General features: G+C 60.6%; 11 protein-coding genes. 1 reads left to right on the top strand and 10 read right to left on the bottom strand.

Going from position 1 to position 12,991, the window contains the following annotated elements:
- Positions 1–27: 27 nt before the first annotated feature.
- From J2Y90_RS07120 to J2Y90_RS07110, 3 genes are read right to left on the bottom strand one after another with little or no spacing between them, the layout of a single operon-like run.
- Positions 28–3,090: an efflux RND transporter permease subunit gene (locus J2Y90_RS07120; protein ID WP_253497875.1), complete on the bottom strand. Its 3,063-nt coding sequence runs from the start codon at positions 3,088–3,090 to the stop codon at positions 28–30.
- Positions 3,087–4,151 carry an efflux RND transporter periplasmic adaptor subunit gene (locus J2Y90_RS07115; RefSeq protein WP_253497872.1) on the bottom strand — a complete coding sequence of 355 codons (1,065 nt, stop codon included), beginning with the start codon at positions 4,149–4,151 and terminating at the stop codon, positions 3,087–3,089. The genes J2Y90_RS07120 and J2Y90_RS07115 overlap by 4 nt, the downstream gene beginning before the upstream one ends.
- The gene (locus J2Y90_RS07110) at positions 4,148–5,251 is read right to left on the bottom strand and encodes an efflux RND transporter periplasmic adaptor subunit (RefSeq protein ID WP_039756391.1); all 1,104 of its coding nucleotides are present in this window, start codon (positions 5,249–5,251) and stop codon (positions 4,148–4,150) included. Before J2Y90_RS07110 ends, J2Y90_RS07115 begins: the two co-directional genes overlap by 4 nt.
- Before the next feature lie 194 nt (positions 5,252–5,445).
- On the opposite strand from J2Y90_RS07110, the gene J2Y90_RS07105 reads away from it, so the two are divergent.
- Positions 5,446–6,606, top strand: coding sequence for an AAA family ATPase (locus J2Y90_RS07105; protein ID WP_253497869.1), 1,161 nt, complete (start codon positions 5,446–5,448; stop codon positions 6,604–6,606).
- A gap of 194 nt (positions 6,607–6,800) precedes the next feature.
- Here J2Y90_RS07105 and J2Y90_RS07100 read toward each other — a convergent pair whose 3' ends face one another.
- The 7 genes from J2Y90_RS07100 to J2Y90_RS07070 form a co-directional block, all read right to left on the bottom strand.
- Positions 6,801–7,673 (bottom strand): transporter substrate-binding domain-containing protein, encoded by an 873-nt coding sequence (locus J2Y90_RS07100; RefSeq protein ID WP_042608551.1) that lies wholly within the window; start codon positions 7,671–7,673, stop codon positions 6,801–6,803.
- On the bottom strand, positions 7,670–8,452 hold the full coding sequence (locus J2Y90_RS07095; RefSeq protein ID WP_253497866.1) for an amino acid ABC transporter ATP-binding protein: 783 nt from the start codon (positions 8,450–8,452) through the stop codon (positions 7,670–7,672). Before J2Y90_RS07095 ends, J2Y90_RS07100 begins: the two co-directional genes overlap by 4 nt.
- Complete coding sequence (locus tag J2Y90_RS07090) at positions 8,449–9,108, bottom strand: amino acid ABC transporter permease (protein ID WP_039756385.1); 660 nt, start codon at positions 9,106–9,108, stop codon at positions 8,449–8,451. Before J2Y90_RS07090 ends, J2Y90_RS07095 begins: the two co-directional genes overlap by 4 nt.
- The gene (locus J2Y90_RS07085) at positions 9,089–9,754 is read right to left on the bottom strand and encodes an amino acid ABC transporter permease (RefSeq protein WP_253497863.1); all 666 of its coding nucleotides are present in this window, start codon (positions 9,752–9,754) and stop codon (positions 9,089–9,091) included. The genes J2Y90_RS07090 and J2Y90_RS07085 overlap by 20 nt, the downstream gene beginning before the upstream one ends.
- 535 nt (positions 9,755–10,289) lie before the next feature.
- A complete protein-coding gene (locus J2Y90_RS07080; RefSeq protein WP_016772222.1) occupies positions 10,290–11,087 on the bottom strand; it encodes a MetQ/NlpA family ABC transporter substrate-binding protein in 798 nt (265 codons plus the stop codon).
- 166 nt (positions 11,088–11,253) lie between these two features.
- Complete coding sequence (locus tag J2Y90_RS07075) at positions 11,254–12,186, bottom strand: sigma 54-interacting transcriptional regulator (protein WP_253497860.1); 933 nt, start codon at positions 12,184–12,186, stop codon at positions 11,254–11,256.
- Between the two features lie 51 nt (positions 12,187–12,237).
- On the bottom strand, positions 12,238–12,819 hold the full coding sequence (locus J2Y90_RS07070; protein ID WP_064361616.1) for an alpha/beta hydrolase: 582 nt from the start codon (positions 12,817–12,819) through the stop codon (positions 12,238–12,240).
- Positions 12,820–12,991 lie beyond the last annotated feature (172 nt).

Below are 12,991 nucleotides of genomic sequence, written 5' to 3'. Positions count from 1 at the left end.
CCTTTCCCAAAGATGCCAGGATCAACCTCACTGGGCCGGTTTTTCGTCTTTCTGCGGCTCGCGAATCTTGTACCAGGCCACATACAGCGCCGGTAGAAACAGCAGCGTCAGCAGCGTCGCCACGACAATCCCGCCGATCATCGCGTAGGCCATCGGCCCCCAGAACACTTCCCGGGCGATAGGGATCATGCCCATGCTCGCCGCTGCGGCGGTCAGCAGGATGGGTCGGCGTCGGTGTTCGGTGGCTTCGACCACCGCGTCCCACGGCGCGTAGCCCTTTTGCTCGAACTCGTCGATCTGGGTCACCAGGATCACCGAGTTGCGGATGATGATGCCGATCAGCGCGAGAATCCCGAGGATCGCCACAAAGCCCATCGGCGTGCCGGTCGGCACCAGCGCCAGGACCACGCCGATCAAGCCGAGCGGCGCGACACTGGCGACCAGGAACATCTTCTGCACGCTGTGCAACTGGATCATCAGGAACGTCGCCATCAGAAACAGCATCAGCGGCAGCACCTTGGCAATCGGCCCCTGGGCCTTGCCGCTTTCCTCGACCGTACCGCCGGTGGCGACCTTGTAGCCGACCGGCAGTTTCGAGGCAAAAGCGTCGATCGACGGCTTGAGCAGTTTCACCAGGTCGGTCGGCTGAATCTCGTCGCGCACCGAGGCCTTGATGGTGATGGTCGGCAAGCGATCGCGACGCCAGACCAGCGGCTGTTCCAGTTCATAGCGCACGGTGGCGAACGCCAACAGCGGGATCGAGGTGCCGCTCGGCGTGACGATCTGCAGGTTCTGCAAGGTTTCCGGGGTACCGCGTTCGGAATCCACGGCACGGCCGACCACGTTGATCAGGTAGATATCGTCATCGACCTGGGTCAACGGCGAGCCACTGACGATGCTGTTCATCAGATTGGCCACGTCTTCGGAGGACAACCCGAGTTGCCGCGCCTTGTCCTGAGCAATGTCGATGCGCAGGACTTTGCCCGGCTCGTTCCAGTCGTAAATGATCTCGCCGATGTGCGGGTTCTTGTCCAGTTCGGTAGCCAGGTCGATAGCATGTTTGCGCACCTGATCGACGTCCTTGCCGCTGACCCGGTACTGGATCGGACGGCCCACCGGAGGCCCCATTTCCAGAGCCTGCACGTAGCTGCCGATGCCGACGAAGTCCTTGTGCAGCCGCTCGCGCAAGCGCTGGCTGAGGGCCTCGCGGGCTTCGAAATCCTTGCTGACGATCACCAGTTGCGCGTAGTACGGATTCTGCAATTGCTGATCGAGGGGCAGGTAGAAACGGATCGCGCCCTGACCGATGTAAGTGCTCCAGCGCACGATGTCCGGATCGCCCTTGAGCGTTGCTTCGAGCTTGTCCACCGCTTTGCGGGTTTCATCGATCGAGGCGTTTTGCGGCAGGTTCAGGTCGACGAGAATTTCCGGGCGGTCGGATGCCGGGAAAAACTGGTTCTGTACGAAGCGCATGCAGAACACCGCCAGCACGAACAACAGCACGGTGACGCCGATTGCCCACCAGCGATTGCGCATGGCCCACAGCAGACCGCCGTTGAACGCCCGGCCGACGCGACCCGGCTCGGCATCATGGGCCTTCACCTTGTCGCTGAGGATGTGCACGCCAATCACCGGCGCAAAGAACACCGCCACCACCCACGAGACGATCATCGCTACCGCGATCACCGCGAACAGCGTGAACGTGTATTCACCGGCAGAGCTGGCGTTGAGGCCGATGGGCACGAAACCGGCGACGGTCACCAGCGTTCCGGTGAGCATCGGGAACGCCGTGGAGGTGTAGGCGAAGGTCGCCGCCTGCTCCTTGCTCTCGCCCATTTCCAGACGCGTGACCATCATTTCCACGGTGATCATCGCGTCGTCCACCAGCAGGCCAAGGGCAATGATCAGCGCGCCGAGGGAAATCCGCTGCATCGTGATGCCGCTGTATTCCATGAACACAAAGACCATCGCCAGCACCAGCGGAATCGAGCAGGCCACCACCAGACCGGCGCGTACGCCGAGGCTGATGAAACTCACCACCAGCACGATGATGACCGCTTCGAACAGGGCGCTGGTGAAACCGCCAACGGCCTCTTCCACCACTACAGCCTGATCGGACACCGTGTGCACGCCAACGCCAACCGGCAAGTCGGCGGTGAGCTGGTCGATGCGCTCGTGCAGCGCTTTGCCGAACTCCTGAACGTTGCCGCCCTTCTGCATGGCAATCGCCAGGCCGATCGCCGGTTTGCCGTCGAAGCGGAATTCCGGCGTCGCCGGGTCGACGTAGCCACGGCTGATCTCGGCGATGTCGGCCAGACGATAGAAGCGATCATTGAGCTTGAGATTGACCTCGGCGAGGTCTTTTTCCGAAGCGAACTGGCCCGAGGTGCGTACGGAGATCCGCTCCGGCCCCGCCTCGATCACCCCGGCCGGTGTTACTGCGTTCTGCGATTGCAGGCTCTGCACCACCTGGCGCTGGTCGATACCCAGCGCAGCAAGTTTGCGTGTGGAGAAATTCAGGTAAATCGTTTCGTCCTGCTGGCCGACCATTTCGATCTTGCCCAGCCCAGGCACGTTGCGGATTTCGGCGCGCGCCTGTTCCACGTAATCGCGCAACTGGCGCATGGTCAGGCCGTCGGCGGTGAAGGCGTAGACCGAGCCGTACACGTCACCGAATTCATCATTGAATCCCGGGCCCTGAATGCCTTGGGGGAACTGGCCGCGAATGTCGTCGATCTTCTTGCGCACCTGGTACCAGATTTCCGGGATGTCCTTGGCACTGGTGGTGTCGCGCAGGTACACGTACACCGTCGATTCGCCGGGGCGTGTGTAGCTTTTCACGTAGTCGAGGGAATCGAGCTCTTCGAGTTTTTTCTCGATGCGGTCGGTCACCTGCTTGAGGGTTTCTTCCTGGGTCGCGCCCGGCCATTTGGTCTGGATCACCATGGTCTTGATGGTGAACGACGGGTCTTCCTCGCGGCCCAGATTGAAGTAGGAGAAAACACCCATCAGCAACCCGACAAACATCAGGTACCACACGAAAGACTGGTGCTTGAGGGCCCATTCGGAGAGGTTGAAAGAGCCTTTCATTGACTGTCCTCGTCAAGTTTTACCGATTGTCCGGGTTTGAGACTGTTGACGCCGGCGCTGACCACGCGCTCGCCGTTTTGCACGCCGCCAGCGAGTACCACACTGTGGTCGCCACGGCTGACCACGCTGACGTCACGCGGGTTAACGGTTTTGTTTTGCGTGTCGATCACCCAGATCCGGGTTTTGCCATCGACTTCCTGCAACGCAGTGAGCGGCAGTTCGATGCGCGGTTTGATTGTCGAACTGAGGGTTACGCTGATCGCGGTGCCGAGGCGGAAACCGTCCGGCGTATCCGACAAAGTCAGACGAGCGCGGCGGGTGCGCGTCGCGCTTTGTGCCTGGGGCTCGATCTCGCGGATGATCGCCGTGGTGTTGATGCTCGGGTCGAGTTGCGCAGCCACCGAGAACACCACGTCGCTGGGCAACTGATCGACCAGCGTATCGGGCAGGTCGATCACCGCTTCCTTGATGTCCGGTTGTGCCAGGGTCACCACTTGTTGCCCGGCAGTTACCACTTGCCCGGCTTCGGCGTTCCACGCAGTGACCACGGCTTTGTGATCGGAGCGCAGCTCGGTGTAGCTCAGTTGATCCTTGCTCTGGCTGACCGCCGCGCGCGCCTGATCGAGCGAGGCCTGGGTGGTTTTCAGATCGGTGTTGGCGACGTCCAGTTGCGCCTGCGCACCGACGCCGCGATCGAACAGCGCTTGCTGACGGCGTGCGTTGGCCTGGGCGTTGATCAGTTGCGCCTGGATTCTCGCCAGATCGCCTTGGGCCGAACGCAACTGATTCTGCTGATCGGACGGGTCGAGGGTGGCGAGCAAAGTGCCCTTCTGCACTTCGGCGCCGACATCGACGTTACGCCGCGCGATACGTCCGCCGACGCGGAAACCGGTGTTGCTCTCGTAGCGCGCCTGAATGCTGCCGGCAAAGCGCCCGAGGCTTTCTTCGTTGAGCGCTTTGACCGTGACCGACAGCACCGGGCGTACCGGTTCCGGTGGTTTTTCCTTTTCCGAGCAGGCGCCCAGCAGCAGCGCCATGCACAACAGGCCGAGGCGCTTCATGGCTGCGCTCCCGGTTGCAGATCCTTGTAGGTGTTTTCGGCAATCTCGACTTTCATGCCGGGGTGCAGCAACTGGCCGCCGGCGACGATGACTTTCTCGCCGCCCTTGAGGCCTTCGCTGATGATCACTTTGCCGGTCAGGTAACGACCGACCGTAACCGTATGCAACTGCGCTTCGCCCTTGTCATCGACCAGCCATACCGCCGGGTCGCTGATGTTTTTCGTCAGCGCCGACCATGGCAGTTCCACCGCCGATTTGCCGGTGCCTTTGGCGGTGGCGCTCACGACCGAACCGAGCTGCATGCCCGGCGGCAGTTTGTCGAGGCTGACCTTGACCTGCACGGTGCCCGACTGCGCCGATACCGAGGGGGTGATTTCGCGCACGGTGCCGGTGGTTTTGATCTCGGGGTTGTCGAGCAGGCTGACCACGATCGAACGGTCGGATGGCCGCTCGGCCAGCAGCGATTCGTAGACATTGAACACCGCATCGCGGTCGCCATCGCGGGCAAGGCTGAAAATCGGTGCGGTGGCCTGTACCACTTGGCCGACTTCAGCCTGGCGCTCGGTGATCACGCCCGGTGCATCGGCGATCAGCGAGGTGTAGCTGAGCTGGTCCCTGGCGTTGGCCAATTGCGCCTGCGCCGCGCTCAATGCGCTCTGGCTACTGCGCAGCGCCGCTTGCGCGGAATCGTATTCGCTCTGACTGGTGTAGCCCTTGGGCAGGAGTTTTTGCTGACGGACGAAGGCCGCCGCGGCTTGCTTGACGCGGGCCTGTTCGGCGACGACTTGGGCCTGAGCGGAATCGACGTTGGTCTGCAGATCTTTCGGATCGAGCTTGGCCAGTACCTGTTTGGCCGTGACCCGGTCGCCGACATCGACCATGCGCTGAATGATCTTGCCGCCGACGCGGAACGACAGCTGCGTCTGCACCCGCGCCTGCACATCACCGGTGAGGGTCACCGCTGCGGCGTAGTTGGCCGGTTCGACCTCTTGGACAAAGACCCGTGGCAGGTATTCCTGAGCAGGTTTCTTGTCGCCGCAAGCGGTGAGCAAAGTGAACAGACTCAGCATGACCGCTGTTTTCATTCCGGGACTTGCCATGCAGACTCCTTCCTGTGTACGAACGTGCAAGTGACGATACGACTGTGAGCTTAGAACAGGGTTCAACGTTCGCCTGAGCGATCACAACATTTCCGTGCAGGAGCTGCCGAAGGCTGCGATCTTTGCTTTTTCAAGATCAAAAGATCGCAGCCTTCGGCAGCTCCTACAAGGGCCGCCCGAAGAGAAGGAATTCCATGCTTCATACCCTGGCAGTGGCCAATTACCGCTCGATCAACAAACTGGTGATTCCGCTCGGGCGGCTGAACCTGATTACCGGGCCCAATGGCAGCGGCAAGTCCAACCTCTATCGCGCCCTGCGCCTGCTGGCGGAAACCGCGCAGGGCGGCGTGGTCAATGCGCTGGCGCGTGAGGGCGGGCTGGAATCGACGTTCTGGGCCGGGCCGGAAACCATCAGCCGGCGCATGCGCAACGGTGAAGTGGCGATCGAACCGACGGTACGCCAAGAGGTGAGGCGGCTGCGGCTTGGATTTGCCGGCGAGGATTTCAGCTACGCCATCGGTCTGGGCCTGCCGGTACCAAGCCGTTCGTGCTTTTCCCTCGACCCGGAAATCAAACGTGAATGCATCTGGGCCGGCCCGGTGTTTCGCCCGGCGAGCCTGCTGGTCGACCGTAACGGCCCGATGATCCGTGCCCGCGAAGGTCGCGCCTGGGATGTGCTGGCGCAACACACGCCGAACTTCGACAGTCTGTTCGATCAGGTCGGCAATCTGCGCAGCTCGCCGGAGGTGTTCCAGATGCGCGAGTTCATCCGCCGCTGGCGCTTCTATGATCACTTTCGCAGCGATGCCGACGCGCCGGTGCGTCAGCCGCAATTGGGCACGCGCACGCCAGTGTTGCACCACGACGGTCGCGATCTGGCAGCAGCCTTGCAGACGATTATCGAAATCGGCGACCCGGATGCCTTACGCGCCGCGATCAGCGATGCGTTTCCCGGTGCGCGGCTCAATATTGCGCCGTTGGCTGGTGGGCGTTTCGCTATCGAGTTTTATCAGGAAGGCTTGCTGCGTCCGTTGTCGGCGGCAGAATTGTCGGACGGGACCTTGCGCTATCTGCTGCTGGTCGCGGCACTACTGACTCCGCGACCGCCATCGCTGATGGTGCTCAACGAACCGGAAACCAGCCTGCATCCGGACCTCCTGCCGGCGCTGGCGCGACTGATCATCCGCGCTTCAGAGCAATGCCAGGTGTGGGTGGTGTCCCACGCGCGGCGGCTGATCTCGGCATTGCAGGAAGATCCGCAGTGCAATTGCATCGTGCTGGAGAAGACGCTGGGGCAAACCGGAATTGTCGGCCAGCGGGTGCTGGATGAGCCAGCGTGGCACTGGCCGGATTGAGGGGTGCCAGCGAAAAGCCCCTCACCCTAGCCCTCTCCCAGAGGGAGAGGGGACTGAACGAGTGGTTCGCGAGGGTTACGCCGACCTGAAAGTCTCAAGTCGAACTTGGTTTTGAAAAGCCCGAAGATCGGCTCCCTCTCCCTGGGGAGAGGGCTGGGGTGAGGGGCAAGCTGCACCGCCGATCCAACAGGCAATCACCCCTGCCACTTGCCCCCTTCAACAATCACACTCTCAGGCCGGGTGTCATCGCTCAGCTCTTTGCGCACATATTGGTCATAGAGCTTGAGCAGGTATTTCTCCTCGCCCAGTTTGGCCAGTTCGCTGTTGACCCAGTCACGTAACTCCAGATTGCCCTTCTTCACGGCCGGCGCAATCGGCGCCTCGGCGCCCAGTTTTTCCTCGAGCACGCGATAGCCCGGATTCTGTTTGGCCCAGCTGAACAGCACCAGATTGTCCTGCGCATAGGCATCGCCGCGACCATTGGCCAAGGCTTGCAGCGACTCGGAGTTTTTCTCGAACTTGAGCAGTTTCCAATCCGGGTGGTTCTTGGTCAGCCAGATATCAGCGGTGGTGCCGGTGGTGACAATCGTGGTGCGCGTGGCCAGATCATCGAGCTTCTTCACCGAACTGCCCTGCGGCACCAGCGCCTGCACGGCCACCTTGAGGTTCGGGTTGGTGAATTCCACCGCTTCCTTGCGCTCCGGGGTGACGGTCATGTTGGCGAGGATCAGGTCGACCTTGTCGCTTTGCAGAAACGGAATGCGGCTGGCCGGCTCGACGGCAACGAACTCGACCTTGTTTTCATCGCCGAGCAGATCCTTGGCGAAGCGCCGACCAATGTCGGTATCGAAGCCGACGTAGCGCCCGGCCTCATCGACGAAACCGAACGGTGGCTTATCGGTGAAGACGCCGACAATCAGTTTGTCGCGGGCCTTGATCTTGTCCAGATAACCGGCCGGCGCGGCGCTCTCGCTGGCGACTTTCGGCTTTGGCGGCTCTTCGGTTTTACCGCAACCGGCGAGCAAGGCGAGGCTGAGCAGAGGCATTAACAAAGCGGCAGTTTTCATAGCGGTTCCAGTTCCTTTGTCGGATTCGTTTCTGGCAGTGTGGCAACGAAGGAGAACTTCTCCAGAAACTGCTGCGCGCGTGCGGTCTGCGGGTTCGTAAAGAAAATCTCGGGTGGGGACTGTTCAACGATGCGCCCGGCATCCATGAACACGATGCGGTCGGCCACCGCGCGGGCGAAGGCCATTTCGTGGGTGACGATCAACAGGGTCATGCCTTCGCGGGCCAGGCCCTGAATGACCTGCAGCACTTCCTTGACCATTTCCGGGTCGAGGGCGGCGGTGACTTCGTCGAAGAGCATGACCCGTGGATTCATGCACAGCGACCGGACAATGGCGATGCGTTGCTGCTGACCACCGGAGAGCTGGCGCGGGAAAGCATCGCGCTTGTCCAGCAGACCGACGCGCTCAAGCAAGGCTTCGGCCTGCTGTTGCGCTTCGCGACGCTGACGCTTTTGCACCTTGAGCGGGCCGAGCAGCAGATTGTCGAGCACGCTCATGTGCGGGAACAGGTGATAACTCTGGAACACCATGCCGATCTGCTGACGGATTTCGCGCCAGTCAGTGGCTGTGTCCAGCAGCTCGCGCCCGACGAATTTCAGGCTGCCGCTGTGCGCCTCTTCCAGGCCATTGAGGCAACGCAGCAAGGTGCTTTTGCCGCAACCGCTGGGGCCAAGAATGACGATCACTTCGCCGCTCTGCACGTGCAGGTCGATGCCCTTGAGCACCTGCTGCGCGCCATAGAATTTGTTGAAGCCGTGAAACTCGATCAGTGCGCTCATGCTTGCGTCCAGCGCCGCTCCAGCACGCGCGAGGCGGCCGACAACGGGTAGCAGATGAAAAAGAAGAACAGGAACAGCGCGCCGTAGATCAGTACCGATTCGTAAGTGCGCTCGATGATCTGCTGGCCGACCTTGATCACGTCAACCACACCGATCAGCACCGCCAGCGAGCTGGTCTTGATGATCCGCGTGTAGACGTTGATGGTCGGCGGCGTCATGCGCTTGAGCGCTTGCGGCAACAGCACGTAGCCATACAGTTGCGCAGCGTTCAGACCGATCGACAGCCCCGCTTCGCGCTGCCCGCGCGGTAACGAATGCAGCGCACCGCGCGCCACCTCGCCGACCTCGCTGGCGCCCCACAGCGACAGCACCAGCACCGCGCACCAGAAGCTCGGCAGGCTCAGACCGAAGAAAATCGGCAGACCGAAGAACAGCAGATACAACCAGACCAGCACCGGGATCGCCCGGAACAGCTCCAGATAGATGCGCAAAATCGCGTTCAGCCACGTTACGTTCAACGTGCGCAACACGCCGTAAAGCACCCCGCCGACCGTGCTGATGGCGATGCTCAGAAACGAGATCGACAAGGTTTGCCCGGCGCCTTTGGCCAGTTGCGGCAACGACACCCAGAGCAGTTCAAGACCCGAACTGGCCATGCTGGAGCCTCCTTTCCAGGCGGCTGAGCAACAGCGACAGCGGCAGGAACAGCAGCACGCATATCAGCGTCAGCACGGCGAGCATTTCGTAGGTTTTGTAGTAGAGCGCAATGTAGCTCTTGGTGGTGTAGAGGATTTCCGGCACCGCGACCGCCGAGACCACGGTGGTTTCCTTGAGCAGAAAAATGAAATTGGCGAACAGCGACGGCAAGCTGAGAATCCCCGCCTGCGGCAGGATCACATAACGCAGCAATTGCCCGTGCGACAGGCCAATCGAACGCCCGGACTCCAGCTGCGCCTGGGGGACTGCATCGACACCGGCGCGCATCACTTCGGTGAGGTAGGCACCGCCAAGGAAGGTCATGGTGATGATTGCCGCAGTGAAACCGGAAACCTGGATCCCCACTGCCGGCAAAGCGAAGTAGACGAAGAACAGCTGGATCAGCAGCGGCGTGTTACGCGCCAGCTCTACATAGAGGCTGACGAGTTTGCGCAGGTAAGGCGTGCGGAACACCAGAATCGTCGCGTTGAGCAGCGCCACCAGCAGCGAAGTGCCGATCGCGATCAATCCGACCTGCAGGGTCACACCGACGGCCTTGAGAAAGGCCGGCAGGGTGCTGAGGATAAAGGCGTAGTCGAAAGTCATGAGCGTCCTGACGCTGCTCGGTAAGCGGCGGTGATGCAATCCATGGACGGCGGGTGGCTGTCCGGCAGGCACTGACTTTATAGGTATAAAAAGAAGAATTTAAATACCGTTAAAGCATATTGATATCACCCAAAAAACTATCCTGTGGGTTTGCCGGGAAAGAATAAGAAGGCTATTTTTCTTTGCGCTGTAGGACGGATCTTTTTTTCACGAAAGACCTCCAAGGACCCACAGCTTTTGGCCAGACTCTCCGGCCCATTCATCACAAGGAAGAAAGACATGGACGTAAAAGTGCCGCAGCGGCTGGATCCGCAGGACATTGTGAAATTGTTGGTGGCGTTGCGCCGGGCGCTGCAGGCGCAGGTGGCCTGAAGTAACGGCAAGATCAAAAGATCGCGGCCTTCGGCAGCTCCTACAGGGGAATGCGGTCTCCTGTAGGAGCTGCCGAAGGCTGCGATCTTTTTTTGGGCACGCACAAAAACGCCGATGACCATCACTGGCCATCGGCGTTTTTACATCAGATCAAAGCGTCAGATCAGAACGCCGGCAACACCGCGCCGCTGTACTTCTTCTCGATGAAGGCTTTGACTTCCGGACTTGTCAGGGCCTTGGCCAGTTTCTGGATCGCGTCGCTGTTCTTGTTGTCCTCACGGGCCACCAGGAAGTTCACGTACGGCGAGTCAGCGCCTTCAATCACCAGCGCATCTTTCTGCGGGTTCAGCTTGGCTTCCAGGGCGTAGTTGGTGTTGATCATGTCCAGATCAACTTCTTTCAGTACGCGTGGCAGCAGGGCCGATTCCAGTTCCTTGAACTTGAAATTGTGCGGGTTCTTGGCAATGTCTTTTGGCGTTGCCAAAGCGTTTTTCGGGTCTTTCAGTTCGATCAGACCGGCCTTCTGCAGCAGGATCAGGGCACGGCCGCTGTTGCTGCCTTCGTTAGGGATGGCGATGGTCGCGCCGTCCGGCAGTTCAGCCAGGGTCTTGTACTTGCTCGAGTAGCCACCGAACGGTTCAACGTGGACGCCCTGCACGGTCACCAGGTACTTGGATTTGTCGTCCTTGTATTTACCCTGGTTGAAGCTGTTCAGGTACGGCAGGGTCTGGAAGTAGTTGGCGTCCAGACGCTTCTCGCCCACCTGTACGTTCGGTTGCACGTAGTCGGTGAAAACCTTGATTTCCAGGTCCACGCCTTCTTTGGCCAGGGTCGGCTTGATCAGCTCGAGGATTTCAGCGTGTGGCACCGGCGTTGCGGCAACCACCAGTTTCTCGCCGGCGTTGGCGAAAGAAGCCGTGAGCGCAGCCGCCAATGCGGTAAACAACAGAACCTTTTTCATGCAGTGTCCTTATCGAAAATCACGGTCGTCATCGACGACGGCATTAATACGTGTGCCAGTGAAGTGATATCGCTGGCGTGAGGCGGACAATACCCGGATTTTTTATTCCCGGACAATAACGTTTATTCAGCTTCATATTCCATTTTGTTCATGTTGAAGAAAACGGTTAAACCGTCTCGCTCAACTGAATCAGCCAATCTTTCAATGCCTTACGTTCTGCACTGGTACCGCCGATGTGGGTCTGCCTCACCAGTCGTTCGATCTGAACCTGCGGCGCAGACGCGTCGGGCAGGTTTAGATGCTCCGGCAGAATCTCGTCACCTGTGCTGACCAGCAGGGCGAAGTGAATGACGTTTTCCAGTTCGCGGGTATTCCCTGGCCAGCTGTGTTGTTCGAGTACACGCTGCGCGGCTTCGCTGATCAGCGGCACAGGCAGGTCGAGACGCTGGCTATAGATGCCGAGAAAATACTCGGCGAGCGAGAGGATGTCGCCGGTGCGCGCGCGCAACGCCGGCAACTCCAGATGACCTTCGCTGAGGTAGTGATAGAGCCGCTCGTGGAATTTTCCGGCGTCCACGGCCTGGGCCAGATCGATACTGGTCGCGGCAACCAGGCGCACATCCACCGGGCTCGGCTGATGCGCACCGACGCGGGTGACTTCGTGGTTTTCCAAGGCTGCGAGCAACTTGATCTGGATCGGCAGTGGCAGGTCGCCGATTTCATCCAGGTACAAGGTGCCGCCGTTGGCCGAACCGAACCAGCCGGCTCGGCTGCTGGCCGCACCGCTGTAGCTGCCGGCGGCGTAGCCGAACAGTTCGGCATCGGCGTAGGTCGGGCTGATCGCGCCGCAATTCACCGAAACGAACAGGCCGCTGCGGTCACTGGCGCGATGGATATGCCGCGCGAGCAACTCTTTACCGGTACCGGTCTCACCGCGAATCAACACGGAAATCGAACGCGGAGCCAAGTGCTCCAATTCCTCGCGCAACTGCCGCGAGCGCGGGTCGACAAACACCAGCGCCTTGGCGCGAATGCTCAGGGGGCTTTTTTCCGCGTCGGGAAAGGTCAGCAATGGCTGACCGAAGGTTTCGAAACTCATGGCAGGCTCCCGCCCAAAACCGCCAGCCGACGGGGGCGTTGAAAAATAAGGTCAGGCGCGACGGCGGGCGTGGTGTTCCAGACGGTTTTGCAGGCGATAGAGGTAGGCGAAACCCTGCTCCCAACGCTGATGCCCGGACTTGACGTTGATGTGCCCGGCCCCGGCGAGAATCCCCGCCTCCGCGCCCCAGTTGCGCGCCAGCTCCAAAGCGCGCGGCGCACTGACGGCGGCGTCGTTGTCGGAGCTGACGACCTGGCTGGGGAACGGCAACAGATCCGTCGGAATCGGTGCGAAATTGCGCAACGCCGGGGCGCAAGCAGGACGCTCGACATCGGCCGGCGCGACCAGTAACGCCCCGCGCACCTGACGCAGGTATTGCAGCGGCGCCGTCGCCGCCCAGTGGGCAACCGTGATGCAGCCGAGGCTGTGAGCAATCAAAATCACCGGCGTGCTGTCGGCGGCAACCGCTTCGGCCAGCGCGGCGACCCAGTCCTCACGGCGCGGTGTCAGCCAATCGGCCTGTTCGACCCGTGCGCTGTTCGGCAGGCTGTTCTGCCAATGGCTTTGCCAATGATCTTCTGGCGATCCTTGCCAGCCCGGCACAATCAGGTAACGGATTGATTCGTTGCGCATGGGGAGCTCTCCTGCGTCGTGTCTGTTCTGGGTCGAGTATAGGGAGACGAGTTATATTCGTTAAGGAATAAGAAGCTATTTATTAAGACCTGAATCGAATATAAGGTTTGTGCATGGCTGGAAATCTTTTCCCCCTCACCCCAGCCCTCTCCCCCACGGGGGCGAGGGGGAA

Source organism: Pseudomonas koreensis, from assembly GCF_024169245.1.
In the GTDB taxonomy this organism is placed as follows: domain Bacteria; phylum Pseudomonadota; class Gammaproteobacteria; order Pseudomonadales; family Pseudomonadaceae; genus Aquipseudomonas; species Aquipseudomonas koreensis_F.
The sequence above is the reverse complement of the archived record's forward strand: the minus strand, read 5'-3'. Positions and strand labels throughout refer to the sequence as shown.